Genomic DNA, 15,884 nt, shown 5'->3' with positions numbered 1-15,884 from the left:
TGATCAATCCTCCGCCCACAGGAGGTCATAGATCTCATCGACCAATGCAACGCCCTCATCGAGGATCAGCTCGACCACTTGCAGGTAATTGGCTGACGTATACTCTGCGGGTATTTCCTCCCATCCGATCAAAGCCGTTTGCGGCTCTCTCGTCGCCGCGCCGTCGCCGGCGATCAGAATGAGGTTCGTTCGCGGTATAGCTACCGGATTGCGCAACGCGAGCGCCCTATCGAGGGAGACGATCGCGGCCGCATGACCGTCCCGATCGCACTCAAAGAGTAATCGTTGAAGTTGGCGCACCCCATGGGGAACGTCGAGATCGCGATTGATTTCGAACCATACGCCTCCCTTCCTTACTCTCTCTCCCGTTTTTCGGTTTCTCTTCCATTCACCGAGCATCAGGTTGTCTACGGTGCTTGCGTTGAGCGTTTCCCGCCATTTTGCCTCCCCCACGATCAATCGAGCAACGGCGCCGTCGCCGCTGAGTGAGACACCGAGGAAATCGGAGCCGAAACGCCCAAAGACTGCCCGAACGCGAGCCGAGTCACGAGCAAGATCGAACAGGTACTTTTCAACGTCGGCATGGTATCGAAAGAGAAAGATCGGGCTCGACCATTTGTGCTCGCCAACAAACTTGTAATGCTCAGCGACAAGTCCCGCCATGACCTCGCCAGACCTCGTCGAGCGGCCGGCGGTAGACAGCCGGGACACAGTAGCAGCGCCACACCATCGTCGTCGTTTTCATCGGCATCCGGATGAAGATCTATCCCGATTTGCGCGGCAAAATGTTCGCGAGCGTCACGATGAGCTGACTCAAAAATACGGAACGAGCTCGGCAGCGAGATTTTGGTCCCTGTCGGCCCTTTCCTCAAGGAGCAGGTGGCCATAACGTTTTTCAACCGATGGATAAGGCCTCAGCCATCGGTTAATCGCGGTGGATGGCGGTTTGCAGTCATGCATTGTTCGTAAGGCGCCCCGGCGCGATCATCCTGTTTATTATACAATAGTGCCCGCGGAGCGAAGGTCAGTACCGCCTCAAAAGTAAGAGATCGTCTCGCTTTAGCACACGGCACCTTATGGAGGCGGTCGTCAAAATCCGTGCGCGGAAAACCAACAGGTGAGAGTGTACTCTCCCAACCAACTGCTCAGGTCAGTAAGCTTGCACCTCAGCGCCGCCAACTGCAATTGCCACTGAACTCTTTCTCATTATGGTTTCCGACACACGTCGGCGGCGCTATGCAGGTGGCTCGGATCGACTGCTTGATTCGACGGCGTCCTGCGGGAGACCAGATGCGCAGCAGCAGTACCGTTAGCGACGGTGGGGAAGCTTGATGTGCCATTTGGAAATACGGTCATTCTCCTTCTCAAGCCTTTGATCATGGATGCGCTGCAGCCTTTCTCATCCAGCATGTTGAGAGCATCGCCCTGCCAGCGGGGAGGCGCACCAGCAGGGCACGCCGCGCTTCGGTCACGGCCGCACGGTGACCAGACGGCGGCGGCAGCCTGTGGCTTTGCGCATCGAACCTCTTTCGATGCGTTAAATGCTTTATCGTCGAACGACACCATTGCGGTGCCTTTCACACCTGTGACTCCGAGCCGATGGCTTGATGCGATCAGACTAGTTTTGCGGGAGCGTCGATTGACAGCGCAGTTGCATGGCCTAAGGCCGTGCTCCTAAAATGTTACAGGGATTCGGCATGGGCGACATGACGAACGTGAGCTACGTGTCGACCACGCCGTTCGGCAACCGCAATTGTCGTGGCCATCATTGCATCGCTGCCTGCAGCGTCGCGTCATTGACCGGCTGCCCGATGTTGAAGGCGACAAGTAGGCCAAGAAGAAGTTCGAGACCTACCCGATCGGCTACTTCGATATGGACGCCGAGTGCGGTGCCTCCATGTGGCCATGGATCGCACGAGCAAATTCGCTTTCTTGCTAGTCAGCAGGGCGCCCAGTTCAGTGGCGGTAATTCGTCGAGCGGTCGAGCACGCCGGTCAGACATGCCGTAGCGCTCATGCGTGCCGCACTCGGGCAATCGACCGAAAACATGGTGCTCCGGTTGAAGACGTCGATTTTTCCTGGCAAGAATTCGCCTGTCTGCCGCCTATCTGTTTTGGGATTGAAGCCCCGCCACCATAGCGTTCACCATCAAGCGCCCTGCGGTAATACTGGTAATTGCGTTTGACAAATCGATGCTGGGAGCAACTTCAACTAAGTCCATCCCAACAAGGCCTTCTTTGGCGAGTGACCTGATGATGGGTAGCACCTGTTCAACGCGAAGACCACCAGGCGTTGGACCTAGGACTGCAGGCATGATAGATGGGTCAATCCGTCTGCATCGATGGTCAGATAGAATGGCCCTTTCCCTTCAAGATGTCGATGAATTGGCGAAAGTCCTTCTTCGTGAACTTCCCTCGCGGTTATGATCCGCGCACCCCATTCCTGAGCCACCTTCACCTCTTCCGCACGCGCACTACCAGTTCCTCGAATACCGATTTGGGTTATGCCGCTGATCCAAGGGAGTTCCGTTGCGCGGCGCATTGGGCTAGAATATCCACGCTTCGATCCACGCACTCATCTCGCCAGTCGACATGGGCATCAATTTGAACCAAGTGCACTGGCCTGCCTACCACCTCTAACGCGTGAACCACCGGAATGGTTACACCGTGATCTCCTCCAAAAATACCACTAAATGTCGATGTTTCGAGTTGGCGTTTTACCACCCGAACCGCCGCTGCGAAGTATTCGTCAAATGGCAGATAATCCTGATTGAAGTTGCCGCAATCTCTACCACCATTGGGCAGGAACGAATGAAGTGTTCCGCCGATGTCGAAATCCCAATGGAGTGCACCTTCACTAAAATTGCGACAGTGCCTACGGATCGCTTCGGGTGCCAAGGCCGTTTCGTTTGGCCGCGGCTTGCCAGAGTAGTGCTCACTGTAAGGTATACCGATAAGCGATGCGGGAACGCGTGTCTATTCATTCCACTGAGTGTCGACAGTCCAAGCCTTGGCGGGCTAGAGCTCGATGCCGCGCTCGGCGGCAAGCTGCTGACAATGAGCCGGCGACGATGGGTTGCTTTTGGGCGAGGTACGTGTTGTGGCTCGCGGCCAGCGCCGCGGAGCAGAAATGAGTCGGTGGTTCGCCGATCAGTGCCGGTGCGCCCCTTCGGGGACTGGAATGATCCGCCGCCCGGTTATGTCGAGGTCGATTTCGTGGGCAATTCCGGCACATCTTTCGTCCGGCAGCTTTGTGCACGACGGTGTTGACCGATTCCGGTCCGCACGCGGGACAGCGGCATGTGATGGTGGCGATCAAGCAGGCCCGCTCGTGCTTTCCCTTCCCCTGGTTGGTTCGACAACGACAGCGCCTTTATGAACGAGTTCGTGCCGAAGTGAGGGATTGGCAGTGAGGCGCTCTCGCGCCTATCGAAAGAATAACTAAGAATGGCGCCATCGTGCATCGTCTGGTGGGTATGGTCGGGTTGTCGGCGCGGAGGCGACAGCCGCCCTTGGTCAGCTTTATGCTGTGGTGCGGCTTTACGGCATCTGTTCCAGCCGTCATTCAAGCTTCAGGAGAAGACGCGGATCGGCGCTCGTGCGATCAAGCGCTATCATCCGCCAGTTCCGCCTGGGAGAAGCGTGTGCGCGAAGTCGAACGCATGCCGACCACGGAAGCCGAGATCCTTAGGGAAGCCTTGAGCTCGCCCGCCCAAAAAAACGGCCGTCGCCGTTGCTGGTCGTGGAGCGATCCAGTGGACGGTGTGCAATGAGTATCGTCGCCAGGGTTCTGGGCGTGTCTCGATCTAACCTGATCGAGCGGGCTAACAAGCCTGCTCGCTTGTATGGGGTGATCTTTGTCAACGTGATCTTTCAGTCGTTCCGTCTCCTTGTTCAGCCGTAGCGCCCATTTGTTCCTGCTTTGGGGGTTCGTTGGGGCGCCGCACGCAGTGACGGTCAAGGGTGGGCCTTTGGCATCGCGAAGCGACTTGCCCTTGACGGTCACGAGCAGGCGGCAGCGTTACATGAGCCGGCAGGTGCCTGTTCGTAGAGGTCTACAACTTACAAGCCGAGGGGAGCTCGCTATCAGGCGCCGTAGACGCGCCGTAAGCTTGTATGCGTTTATGCGTTGATCTTCGCGGCTCAAAAACCAGGATGCAGCCATACGCATCGGCGGCGAAGCTCCGGGCGGTGGGCCCATTCTACAGCGCGGCGTCGTCAGCCATGTGAGCCACCGGGATCACCACCACCTGGGATCGTTATCGGCGGACGCTGTTGCAACTGCCAAACGTCAATACTCGTCCTGTTGAAGGTTCCTCCAGGCTTTATGCCGGACGCAGGGCTACTCCCTCCGGGATCTCGCCGGTCATGACAGGTCGCCAAGAATGCACCCGCAGCTTGCACTCCAAAGCCGCGATCATCGGAGAATCTCGTTTACGGGCATGTCCGTTCACGCAACAGGTGAAGCCGTCCGAGTCGCGACGCAACTCGGCTCGGCTTCGTTCTGGCAGGGGCATACAGCCGTATGCAGAGCCTCCGGTTTCTCGGCAGCTTTGCGCAGATTCGGTTTGAAGGTGCGAATCCCGAAGCGAGCGAGGATTGCCTTGATGCGGTTGACGAGGCGAGCGCTACGATGCTTTTGGCAACACGGCGGAAGTTCGAAAGACGTTCTTCGCCTTGTCGACACTGGCAGCGATGGCACCCGGAACAGGATAGACTCAGGTCGCCACCGTCATGGTGTGCAGGCAATCGAGCATCACCTCAGACGCGTCCGCTCTTTGCAAACTGGTGAATGCGCTCGAGCATGAGAAGGCGAAAGGCAGATTCGGAAAGATTGCCAATCGCCCTGGGTCATCTGCTTTTCCACGTCCGTCGTTCCTATAGAACTTTCGCAATGGTCGCTGAGATCTGACCTGTCATAGCGGACCGGGCGTATGAGGCAATCCGTTGCGGGACGTGCTCAGGTGGCCTCAGCTGGAGGTCGAGAAGCTGCACCGCTGAGGGGCCGCTCGGAGCGAGAGGCGCTGCTAATCTAGCGTCACCTATCACTGGGGTTCACCTGCGCTGGTGCAGCAGCGGGGTGAGGGGCCGCTGAGTTCCTGTTTGCCAATGGTCGGAAATGATGTGATCGACCACCGAATTAAGTCGACGGCACGCTGAAGTGCCGCCTGGGTCCGAGCACGGCTGGGCGAAGCAGCGATGACATGTCCGATCTTATCTCGGTAATCGCCTTTCCTGACGATCGGCGTCTTGGGTTGAACATACAATTTCACCTCGACGACACCTGGTACGGCAGCCGCTTGACTGCCACCGCCTATCCAATCGAGGGTGCCGTCGCGATCAGAAACAAGAATCCGCGCGGCCGCGTTGTGCGAATGCCTTCTGCGTAGATTCCATTCACCGGCGATGACAAGCTTGATGTGCTCGGTGATTAGATCGACACCGTAGGCCAGCTGAACCAGTTGAGGAATAGGACTGCCCGCAAGACGCGGATTAACTTCAATGACGACTGGGCCCCGTTTGGTCCACCGGAGATCAATGTTCATTGCCCCCCAACCGAGGTCGAGAGCTCGCAAACAGCTCAGTGAAAGATCAACGATACGCTGATTCTCCTCATGAGTCAGCGGAGCCGGATAGGTGTACTCACGACAGACGAAATGCGGTGGGGGGCCGAACTCAGCAGCGCCAATTGCAATCACATCGTTTCCCATTACCTCGACACTATAGTGGGGACCTTGCGCGAACTCTTCGACCAGTATTTCCGGCGAAGACGACCCGATGTGCTTGCCGCGCAACAAATCGGTCGTGTGTTCAGCTAACTCATCAACGTTGCGGCACAATCGGACGCCGCTACTGCCGTTGCCTGCGGTTGGCTTAAGAACCACCGGCAGACCGATCTCCGCGGCAGCGTCTTGTACGCCCCTCGTAGTCGCTGCCACGCGAAAAGCAGGTATTGGAACGCCGGCATCCGCGATGATCTTTCGTTGAGCGAACTTGTCGCAGCAATGTTCGATGGATCCAGGGTTCGGTCCAGGCAAATTGAAATGCCGGCATAACTTGCCAACTGTCGCATTGACCGATTCGTCAAAGTCCGCAAAGCCAGTAATGCCGGCAATGTCATAGGTCGCACGTAGCCGGGTGCATTCGCAGATTAGCGCGTCGACATTGCCCGTGTCGACATGGATTGTCTCAATGCCATCCGCCGCAAGATAGTCGTATTGAGTTGGATCAACCGACAGGGTAATTGGATGGAGACCAAGACGCTTGGCTGCTTGAACGAATAGTAGACCGTTACGTCTATGGCCTTCAATCATGATGAGTGCTCTTCTTCCCATTGGCATTGATCCTCGTTTACGTGTTGTACGGCGGCCTGAGCGAAAATCAGCTTTTATCCTACCTGACCTCAGAGGCTGTGTTAGAAGTACCATTGTTAGCGGTCTGTGGTCGCAAAGATTCTGTAAAGTTATTTGACGGATCTGTTTCGACGGTTTGGTTTGCCGGGCGGGCGTAGTACGCAGCCCGTGAAACAATTTCTGAGGTGTCAAGAAACCCCGGTTGCTCGGTCAATGATCGTGCTTTGCGCTCGTGGTAGCTGGCTACGATGTAAGCCTGATCATCTGGAAGAGAAGAGGGCCGAGCGAGGCATTCCAGAAATCGAAAGAACCCTCTGATCTTCAATCAGCCAGCAAAAACGCTTAGCGGATTGGCCTAATGTAGTGCGACAGAAGCCGAACTATTTTGTGAGCACGGGATACATTTGTTCGTGAATTTGGCGTGCCAGAGAAATGGCGCGGCCATAATCGTCGACCAAGTGGACGCGCAACACCGAACAATCGAGTTCCGTCACGACGTTTTTAGATCCAATGAAAATGGAGCGAGGGTCCTTCAGTGCGACAAGTCGCACGGCAAAATCGATATCGCTTAGTATGCATATGACTATCCCACGGCTATCCTCCACGCGGATTGCGTTGATGTCGTGTCGGGCAAGAAGCGCACAAAGGTTGTCGCTTTCTTCAAAGTTGGCACACGAAAACACTGGGATGTCACGAGCTACGGTCACAGAACGGGCGTCCCCATGGCCAGTTACGATCGTACCGGTGATGGCTCCGTCGCTGGTCAGCGATTTGCAAACAATGGTGACCTTGTGCTTTTCGGCGCAATACACTGCCCTGTGGTGCAGAACCTTTGCACCATGTCGCGACATCTGCAGGATCGCCCGATAGCCAATCTTCGGAATCAGTTGTGCTCCTGGGACAAGATAAGGGTCTGCCGTATAGACGCCCGGAACATCCGAGTAGATTTCACAAGCGGGCTCTCCCAGCATGGATGCAATTGCGATAGCTGTTAAGTCAGAGCTGTTTCTGCCGAGAAACGTTAACCTGCCGGAGTGATCAATTGCCTGGGCGCCCGCGGCAACGACAACGTCATGCTTCTGCAATGCTGCCGTGATTGGCGTAGAGTCTACGCTTCTTATTGACGCGCGACCGAAGTCCGAATTTGTACGTATTCCAATGGAATAGCCGTTCAAAGATATGACCGGTACACTCAGCCGGCTGATGGCGGCCTCCAAAAGGCAGGCACTTAGCATCTCTCCGGTTGCAAGTGCCGCATCAAGGTTCGATGGTGATGCTTGCTTGTTGACGTCGAGCACGACTGCTTTCAGGTCGCCAGTTGTTCCCGACATCGCGCTAACCACTGCAACGATTTTGTTTTCGCCAGCCGCCAGTCGGTCGGCTACGTGCCCAGCAACTCGACCGTAGTCTTCAGGATGAAGAAAAGAGGACCCCCCGAATTTCAGAACTGTTGCGCTCATGTTCCACCAATTACGTGGTTGGCAATTTGCAGGCTGTCAGATGGGAGACGCGTAAGCGCCGCGGCCCCCGCTTGTAGCAAGTTGGAGCCACTTTCTTTAAAGCAGTGAGACGTCTGTCGCCTTAACGTGTACCCCTCCCCGAAATCACTTCCGACCTAGTCCGAATAGTTCAGCCACCGCACTGAGGATGCCACTCGAAGGGCCCCTAAGCGCCATAAATAATTCACAGTTATTTTCTGGTCGTATAACAGAGTCTACAATTATATTATTCCGATATTGATCGCTATTATAGCAGCGACCGTTCTACTAGACACGTTAAATTTGCGCATTGCATTTTTTATATGAAAATTGACAGTGTTTTCGGATATATTCATAATCTGCCCTATCTCCCATGACGATTTTCCTCGCGCTACCCATGAGATACATTCCTTTTCTCTTACCGAAAGGCCGGGTGGTTTCTCAGCGCTACCCATATGCAATCCACGGACAGGCACAATTCAGGGCAAAAGCACATACCAGGTCCAACAACTTCTTGGGTTGAGCAACACCATGAGCCTGTTCGAGAAATCGGTCGAACTCGACCGCAAATACCTCCTTGGCCGCCGTTCGCATATCTGTCGAGGGGACCGAGGAAAACTGGTCGGAAGCTCCGATTGCCAGGTTTCGAGCTTGTGATACAGCAGTCCTCCCCAGACGCGGCCGCAGACTCCGTAGCCGATGCAGCAGCGGCCGGCATGATGCACGACCATGACCACGCGATTGAGTTCGCCGTCGAAGTCGTCTCGAACTCGCCTGCATCCATAGTCTGTTCATTTTGCCTGTGTAATCGAACGCGATTCGATAAGTCGGATTCTGGAACATTTCGGTCAGCCAAGCATCCAACCTGGTCCGCGCCTCCTGCGCGGTTGGGCCCTCTTCGCTAGCTGCGACCCCGACGACCTCAAATCCGCTGTCTTGATATTTCTCCAGCAGTTCCATCAGATGCGGGATTGCCGCCACACAGGGGCCGCACCCGGTGGCCCAAAATTCAACAAGATACACCTTGCCGGACTGAAAGTTTGTAAGGGGCTCGCCACGCAGCCAGGCGTCCACCTTGATTGGGGGAGCCGCGGACTCAATACGCAACACCATGTTGTTCTCCAAATTCCCACACCTTTCCTGGCGTGTATGCGCGAGCTGCTCGTTCTCTCAGCAGCGGAACACACGGATCAGCAGACGATCATTCGTCTTGCGTGTTCTCATGCGGTCAGCCCGACGAGTCTTGCCGCATCTCAATCAGCAACGGCCGTGCCAGCACGCTAAGTACGCAGTAAGTGCCTGATTGGGCTTCGAAAAACCTCACAGGCCAGAGGGCCGGTTGTTTTGAATCTGACATGTTTCATGCCGCTGTAAGGTTTTGGACAGGCATCACTCCTACGTCAGACGCATGCAGACAGAACAGCTTGGCTGTCTTACCTGCGGTCAGATGGCCTCGACTCGTCGGGCAGCAGCACTTCGGCGCCCTGCGGCGCGGACTGAGTTCTCAAAATTAGATCTATGTGCCCGCATTCATGAGCGCGCGGCCACGAGAGACCGCGGCGGACACGGGCGCGCGGGAGACCGCGAACGTCCAGTCGGCGTACATGGTCGAACCAGTCGAAGGCAGAAGTCGGATATAGCCACCGAAGCGCGCCGAAGGAATCGACCCGTACCGCTATTGGCTCACTCGAGCCGTTCCTTGAAGAGGCGTAACCGCAGGCGGTGCATTGCATGTAGGTCGTCGGCAAAGTCGTCGTCGCAGTCGGACGCAATAAGTTGGATCATCAAAAGCCTCCTCGCCGGGAAAATTCCCGGCCATGGACGGCGAACATTCACGCTAGGGGCAGCCTGTGCAGTTGCACCGTGAAGCTAAATGTCAGTGAAGGAAAAACCCGAACTGGCGAGAGGCGCAATTTGCCTGTTTGTGGTGGTCACCCCAAACCTGCGGCGAACCTTGCCAGCGACCTCCAGGTCGATCACCGCTGGGGACGCCGCCAGCACCTCACCGGGAACCACGACAACTTCGCCAAAGCACGTCTGACGGGCTCTGACCGTGCGGCGCCCCTTATAGATCGGTCTGATCGCGACATCGTACTGACGCGCCACCGCCGCCACAGTGGCCCCGGGCGCGAATGCCGCGGCCGTATCCGGCACTGATCCTCTTCACTCCAACCACGCCGCCGCTCCGGCCCGGTCAATACCGTCACATGACTCATGCTGTGCTGCCAACTGCGCTCGTAAGGACGACCTTAAGAGCGCAGCCTCGCTACCGTGCCATCCTCCCCGCAAGGCGGCCTTCGCCGGCTTCCGATTACCCACATCATTGGCGGCCTACCCTTCCAACCCGCGCGCGAATGCCGCGCGCCCATTGCCCCGCATGAATCTTCCGTGATTCTGTTCGTGACGCCGAATCGCGGAGGCGTCACGGATGCTACACAAGACCAGCAGCAGCGAAGCCACTTGGCAAGAGGAAGAGCTTTCTGCGGCAGCCCTTCCCGACAAGCGTCTGCCCGTCGATTGGGACCGCAAGATCGTGCTTCACGGAAGCACCAGCTGCGAGTTCCCCTTAGAAAGCTGCTCGCGCAAAATCATGAGCTGAATGCGCTCTCTTTCGCTGTGGGCCATGACCGCGTCCTGAGCCATACGATCGCAAATTTTCCCTATCCAATAGGCTTTTTATTGGCGCGGCAATGAGTTCACGGTTGGACGGCGACGTTCCAGCAAAACGTATCGGGAGCGCTGAAAGGTGGCCGACGGAAAGATGCCGCGACACAACTGTATCGCGTCGCCAGAGACAAATTCCCACACGCCGCGCCCGCAAGCTGACACATGCCGCGACCTCGTTCGTGCTTGAAGGCTGCAGAACACACAGTCCGGGACCTGAGCGCAGTCGACGCCAGTCAGTTTCGAAGGCCGCCAGATCAGAGGCGTCGTCCAGTACCGCCCGAGGGGTCCCTCAAAGGTGTCAGCAGGAAATGCGAACCTGATGATTGTTGCGCCTTCCGCTCTGTTGCGCCGCTGGACGAATATGAGACGCTCGTGAGACGTATAGGCAAGACAACTCGCGGAAATTGCAAGCGTCTGAAGATGCTGTTTCCGATTCTGGTGGAGGCGACGGAGCGTCGCGGCATCTTCATCTAACAGCAGAGATCCGCACCCAGTTATTGCCGATGAGCGCGGCCACGATCGGTTGCGCTCTTCGCGAGGTTCGAGACATCGCTGGTGGGCTGAGGCGCCGCCGCAGCACAGCGTCCACCGCGCTCCGGCGGAGCGCTCTGATTGGCTATCTGCGACTGGCAGGATTCTCCGCCTGGCTTCATCGAGACCGGCGTGCTGGTTCGTGGGCCGAAGCTGCTGAGCGAAAAGCTGACTGAATTACGGCGGCTTCTGCCGCTCCAACTTCTCGGCTTCGAAACGGACAATGACAGCATGTTCCTGAACGAGGCGATACGCGATCAGTATCTGGATATCTGGATGCCAGTATCGAGTTCCCCCGCTCCCGATCTTACTACAAGAGCGATCAGGCGTTCGTCGAACAGCAGAACGGCGCCGTGGTCTGGCGCATTGTCGGGCATCGTGGGCTGGAGTGGCTTGAACCCGCTGCGGCTGCCCTTGCGCAACTCTATTCGACGGTGCGGCTGTTCGTGAACTTTTTTCAGCCCTCTTTCAAGCTGGCGCAAAAGGAGCGAGACGGCGCCGATGGGGGGCAAACAATATAGCCTTCCGGCTAAACACTGCCAGCGGCATTGGCAGCGAAGCTTGTTACAAAGTCTGCCCAACTGGATCCCATCAGGCTGCTGAATAGGATCCATGCGGCGGTTCACCCAAAAGCAGCTGACTACCCTGTCGCGGCATCTCAGATTGTCAGGTTACCTCACGATACCGCCCGCAACGGGGAAGTGAGGCGCGCCTCTGTCGGTGGAGCGCGCATTTTTTCCCCGCCAATCGCCGTTTGGGGCCGCAATAAAGCCATACGTCGGCTCCATTTGAGGAAAATAGGATGAAACAGCGCGATAATCTCAACCCGTGGCGGCGGTGCAAGGATTCACCAGTGGGTGATCACTTGCAACAGGCACCTTGCCAGTCAGGTCAGCTGACATAGAAGTCGCGTTAAGAACTCCACAGCCGAGGATGGGTAAGTATGGAAAAGGTATTGCTTTTTGCGCGTGCGGAGTATGACGCGCGAGTAGCGGCTGTCAAAGCAGAGATGGTCAAGCGCGGTATTGATCTCCTAGTCGTGTCTGAGCCGCCTAACCAGAACTATTTGACAGGCTACGACGCTTATTCCTTCTATACTCCTCAGCTGGTGATCCTCGCGATCAAGCACCCAGAACCTGTCTTCATCACCCGGAAAATGGATCGCGTCTCTGCGTATATGACGACCTATCTGGCCGACGACAACATTAGAGCCTATCCAGATGAGTACGTTAATTCAACGACCTTGTCAGTATACGAGTACATGGCGAACGTCATCAAGGAACTCGGTGGTGAGAGTGCGACCATCGGCGTAGAATTGGGAGGCTATTACTATTCTGCACGCGCGCATGCCGACCTTGTTAGGTCTCTCCCGCAAGCCACTTTTGAGGACGTCGACTTGCTTATAAATTGGATACGCATTGTTAAGAGTCCGGCTGAAGTTGCTCTTATGCGTCAAGCCGGTCAGATCGCTGATGCCATGATAAAGCGGGCGGTCGACACTGCGGCCCCTGGTATGCGTGAATGCGACCTAGCCGCCGCCATATACCACCAGCAGATATCAGGCACGCCTGAGTTTGGGGGCAGTTATGATGCGTCGGTTCTACATTTTGGAGCTGGCGCACTCGCGCTTGCGCCGCACCCTACTTGGTCCGACAAGCCGCTGGCGGCTTCAACAACAATATATATGGAAGTTCACGGGAACCGACGCCGCTATCAGGTTCATCTGGCTCGCACGATCGTACTCGGAAAGCCCGCCCCTGCTTACCAGAAGCTCGCAGATGTCGCCGTGGAGGCTATGAATGAGGCCCTTGATATCGTGCGTCCCGGTTGCACCTGCTCAGACGTCCACAGCGTATTCACGCAAGCGCTCGCGCGCCACGGCCTCAAGAAGGACGGGCGGCTGGGGTATCCGACCGGAATTGGCTATCCTCCAGCCGCGGCGGAGCGCACCGCGAGCCTGCGAAAAGGCGACGAGACAGTACTTCAACCAGGAATGTGTTTTCACATGATGCCCGGACTCTGGCTGGATGACGTGAGTGTTGCAATCACGCACTCATTCGTGGTCACCGAACATGGTCACGAGCCTTTGACCTCAACGCCTCGCACGCTGTTCATTAAGTAGCTGAGCAAAATGCTCGCAGCTTAGAAATTTCACGAACGCCGCTGGCTGAACTGACAGCGGCTGTCGCGAATCAATCGAGAAACACACGGCGAATGTGCCTCAATAGGGATATTCCGCAACCGACCTCCCGCCTTTTTGATACCTCATCTTCGATGCGTAAGGCTAAGCGAGCTTCCGCCAAGATTTTACCTGAGCCGGATTGCGCGGTTTAGCCCGTTTGCCGCGACGCTGTAGTCTGATACCGCTTCATCAAGATGTCATCGGTAGCTTTTTGTGCACGTTTACGAAGGTTCTCCAGGCATTCGAGCAGTGTCGGCGGGACACGTACTGCGAGTAGCTCCGGAGTGGTCCATTGCTTTCGTCCCCATTGTAGATGCTGACGCGGATCCTCCGCTTCTGGCGTCCTTTTCGGATTATTTGCGCAAGGTGCGGGGCCTGGAGCCGAGGACCCGCGAAGGCGCTCTTGTGGGCGGCCGCCGCTTTCTGGAGGTTCCGCGATCACCATGCCGGCCCCGACGTCGACGACTGAGCACGTCCTCGCTGCTGTCAGCATCTGCTGTCCGTATAGGCGACCTCCGGCGCCCGCACGGCAGCGACCTCTCACATCCGAACGTTTCTTCGGTTTCTGTATTGGGCTGTCCGCCAGCGGTTGAAGCCGTGAAGCGCATGGATGCCCTGTTCGATAATCGAGCGCGCGATCAACGGACCGTCGCCAGGCCAACCGAAGGACTTCAACTACGCCGCTGGTCATCCTTCACCCGGTTCTCCGATGATGGGCGAATCTGCCGATCCAATAATGCAGCCGAGCGAGCCCTGCGTGGCATCGCGATCTCGGGGTCATTCTGCCCAAGTTGGGCAGGAGTTCGAGGTACATCACCGTTGGCACCGTATTTCGGACGTCGGCTTCGCTACGAGAACAGCAAAGAGCGCGCCAACGGCCCGGATCATTCATTTCATCGTCGCGCCCGGGCATGTCATTGCTGCTCCGGCCTGGAGGGTCGATCCGTGGCTTGCGCGGCGATAGACCTGGGGCTGTCAGCCGAATTGAGTAACAGGAGAGGACAAATCCTCATCAAATCCTCACTTCGCTTGACAGGGGCTCCACGCGCGTATCACTTGCCGCGCTGCTTGAGCTTCACAAGCTCTTGATCGAACGCCGTTTCCGATGAGGCTCTCCGGATGGTTTCACCATCGCGGTGGCGCAACATGAGGACCAAGCCACCCCCGACACGCTCGTGGTCGTTCGCCAACTCAGCTTGCCGCTCGATTCGCAGAAGCTGATGGGGCTGGTTCAGCGCAGCGGACCATAGCGATCGCCCTGCTCGCCAACGTACTGCTGGCTGCGGCCGGCGTGGCAACGTACGAGGAAAGCTGCGATGACGAGTGGCAATCTGATTCCGACTGCCGTGCTCACGCGCAAGGCCGTCGTCTATGTGCGTCAATCCACTCAGGCGCAGGTCCAGCTCAACCTTGAGAGCCAGCGTCGGCAGTTTGAGGTTGTCGACTCGCGCGGCGCTGGGGGTTCCGCAAAGTAGAGGTGATCGACGAGGATCTGGGACTCCGCAAGCGGAGCTGTGGAGCGTCCCGGATTCGAGCGCCTGTTCGATGATCCTATGCACCGGCCATCTGGGCGCCGTGCTTTGCCTGGAGGCGTCCCGCCGGTCGCGCCACGGGCCTGACTGGCATCGGCTGCTCGAGTTGTGCGACGAAGCCGATCCACGATCTGGAGGGAGTCTACGATCCGGGATTACCGAACGACCGCCTGCTGCTCGGTATGAAGGGCAGCATCAGCGAGTTCGAGCTCGGCGTGCTGCGTGCCCGCATGTACGAGGCGGTCGCGCCAAGGCACAGCGCGGAGAACTGCGCATCTCCGTGCCCTTCGGCTATGTCTGGCACCGCGATTACGGTCTCGGATTCGATCCGCACATGCTACTGCAGGAGACCATTTCCCTGATATTCGCGCGCTTCCGCGAACTCGGCACTGCGCGCCAAGTCCTGATCTCGATGATCGACGATGGCGTGCATTTCCCCAGACCCTCCGACGGCAAGAAGATGCTGTCCTTCGACTGGGTTCCGATGCACTACGTCGCTGATCGAAGACCTGCAAACTCAGCGGCGTCGAGCCACTCGGCTATCTCGCTGACGTGATCGCCCAGACCGTCGGCGGCCATCCACAAGCCAGATCGACGATCTGCTTCCTGGGGCCTACAGACTATGCCGCTCAAGGCCGTGGCCTGAGAACAGCGGATACTTTAGGCGGATGGACCAACTCGGTTGTCGGCCAATCAACCTCACCCACTCCATCGCCAGCGTGAGCGCCTCTCTGCAAAAGCGACCGACATCGTTCATAATTCGAAGCGAGCCAGCTCGATCACTACGGCCCGTCCCAGCCTCCGCGGCTAAGGCGGGAGACTTGCCAAACCGGAGTCAAAGTTTGCGCCGGCGCCAGAGTGCAGCGCCCTGCGCCGTACGAGCGAACCCGTGCGCCCGCGCTACCGAAGTCATGTTCGTACCCGGCTCCAGCGAATCGACCGGCAGTCGCATTCACGACCGCAAAGCTTTCAGGTAGGCATCTCGGTGTTAAGCTCAATGCAGACCGGGCGAGCTGTGACGGCCATCCCGTGAGAACGGCCTGCACCATCAATGCGACAAGATCTGGCTCAGAAAAAGCTTCGTTCTGTCGTGCTGCGGATTGGTGAAGAAGTCGTGCGGCGCGCCCTCCTCGACCATCCGA

Annotated in this window: 6 protein-coding genes and 9 pseudogenes; 7 read left to right on the top strand and 8 right to left on the bottom strand. The window is 57.2% G+C overall.

Annotated elements, in window-relative coordinates:
- Positions 1–3: 3 nt before the first annotated feature.
- Entirely contained in the window at positions 4–663 is a 660-nt protein-coding gene (locus EN742_RS01500) for a hypothetical protein (protein WP_245492224.1), read from the bottom strand.
- A gap of 1,084 nt (positions 664–1,747) precedes the next feature.
- Here EN742_RS01500 and EN742_RS39015 point away from each other — a divergent pair.
- A pseudogene (locus tag EN742_RS39015) lies at positions 1,748–1,935 on the top strand (IS481 family transposase); the annotation flags it as partial.
- Positions 1,936–2,501: 566 nt separating this feature from the next.
- On the opposite strand, the gene EN742_RS01480 reads toward EN742_RS39015, so the two are convergent.
- The 6 genes and pseudogenes from EN742_RS01480 to EN742_RS01455 all read right to left on the bottom strand — a co-directional run.
- Complete coding sequence (locus EN742_RS01480) at positions 2,502–2,954, bottom strand: arginase family protein (RefSeq protein WP_128332300.1); 453 nt, start codon at positions 2,952–2,954, stop codon at positions 2,502–2,504.
- A gap of 2,090 nt (positions 2,955–5,044) precedes the next feature.
- Complete coding sequence (locus tag EN742_RS01475; RefSeq protein WP_128332299.1) at positions 5,045–6,334, bottom strand: acetyl-CoA carboxylase biotin carboxylase subunit family protein; 1,290 nt, start codon at positions 6,332–6,334, stop codon at positions 5,045–5,047.
- Between the two features lie 398 nt (positions 6,335–6,732).
- A complete protein-coding gene (locus tag EN742_RS01470; RefSeq protein ID WP_128332298.1) occupies positions 6,733–7,812 on the bottom strand; it encodes a uridylate kinase in 1,080 nt (359 codons plus the stop codon).
- 260 nt (positions 7,813–8,072) lie between these two features.
- Positions 8,073–8,276: pseudogene (locus tag EN742_RS01465) on the bottom strand (helix-turn-helix transcriptional regulator); the annotation flags it as partial.
- 228 nt (positions 8,277–8,504) lie between these two features.
- A pseudogene (locus EN742_RS39010) lies at positions 8,505–8,594 on the bottom strand (ferredoxin); the annotation flags it as partial.
- A gap of 1 nt (position 8,595) precedes the next feature.
- Positions 8,596–8,943 (bottom strand): annotated as a pseudogene (locus tag EN742_RS01455) (TlpA disulfide reductase family protein); the annotation flags it as partial.
- Between the two features lie 1,315 nt (positions 8,944–10,258).
- Here EN742_RS01455 and EN742_RS37775 point away from each other — a divergent pair.
- The 6 genes and pseudogenes from EN742_RS37775 to EN742_RS38995 form a co-directional block, all read left to right on the top strand.
- Positions 10,259–10,429 carry a hypothetical protein gene (locus EN742_RS37775; RefSeq protein ID WP_189375114.1) on the top strand — a complete coding sequence of 57 codons (171 nt, stop codon included), beginning with the start codon at positions 10,259–10,261 and terminating at the stop codon, positions 10,427–10,429.
- Between the two features lie 473 nt (positions 10,430–10,902).
- Positions 10,903–11,528: pseudogene (locus EN742_RS39005) on the top strand (transposase); the annotation flags it as partial.
- Positions 11,529–11,971: 443 nt separating this feature from the next.
- Positions 11,972–13,150: a Xaa-Pro peptidase family protein gene (locus EN742_RS01435; RefSeq protein ID WP_128332296.1), complete on the top strand. Its 1,179-nt coding sequence runs from the start codon at positions 11,972–11,974 to the stop codon at positions 13,148–13,150.
- A 639-nt stretch (positions 13,151–13,789) separates the two neighbouring features.
- A pseudogene (locus tag EN742_RS39000) lies at positions 13,790–13,981 on the top strand (transposase); the annotation flags it as partial.
- Between the two features lie 545 nt (positions 13,982–14,526).
- A pseudogene (locus tag EN742_RS01425) lies at positions 14,527–15,235 on the top strand (recombinase family protein); the annotation flags it as partial.
- Between the two features lie 11 nt (positions 15,236–15,246).
- Positions 15,247–15,359 (top strand): annotated as a pseudogene (locus tag EN742_RS38995) (transposase domain-containing protein); the annotation flags it as partial.
- A 431-nt stretch (positions 15,360–15,790) separates the two neighbouring features.
- Here EN742_RS38995 and glnQ read toward each other — a convergent pair.
- Positions 15,791–15,884 (bottom strand): annotated as a pseudogene (gene glnQ / locus EN742_RS38990) (glutamine ABC transporter ATP-binding protein GlnQ); the annotation flags it as partial.

Origin of the sequence: Mesorhizobium sp. M4A.F.Ca.ET.020.02.1.1 (assembly GCF_004022645.1) — a bacterium.
Classification (GTDB): domain Bacteria; phylum Pseudomonadota; class Alphaproteobacteria; order Rhizobiales; family Rhizobiaceae; genus Mesorhizobium.
The sequence above is the reverse complement of the archived record's forward strand: the minus strand, read 5'-3'. Positions and strand labels throughout refer to the sequence as shown.

What these genes read in the sequence shown, in the direction of transcription:
- EN742_RS01500 (WP_245492224.1), bottom strand. Translation starts at nt 663, where the DNA reads ATGGCGGGACTTGTCGCTGAGCATTACAAGTTTGTTGGCGAGCACAAA.
- EN742_RS01475 (WP_128332299.1), bottom strand. Translation starts at nt 6,334, where the DNA reads ATGGGAAGAAGAGCACTCATCATGATTGAAGGCCATAGACGTAACGGT.
- EN742_RS01470 (WP_128332298.1), bottom strand. Translation starts at nt 7,812, where the DNA reads ATGAGCGCAACAGTTCTGAAATTCGGGGGGTCCTCTTTTCTTCATCCT.
- EN742_RS37775 (WP_189375114.1), top strand. Translation starts at nt 10,259, where the DNA reads ATGCTACACAAGACCAGCAGCAGCGAAGCCACTTGGCAAGAGGAAGAG.
- EN742_RS01435 (WP_128332296.1), top strand. Translation starts at nt 11,972, where the DNA reads ATGGAAAAGGTATTGCTTTTTGCGCGTGCGGAGTATGACGCGCGAGTA.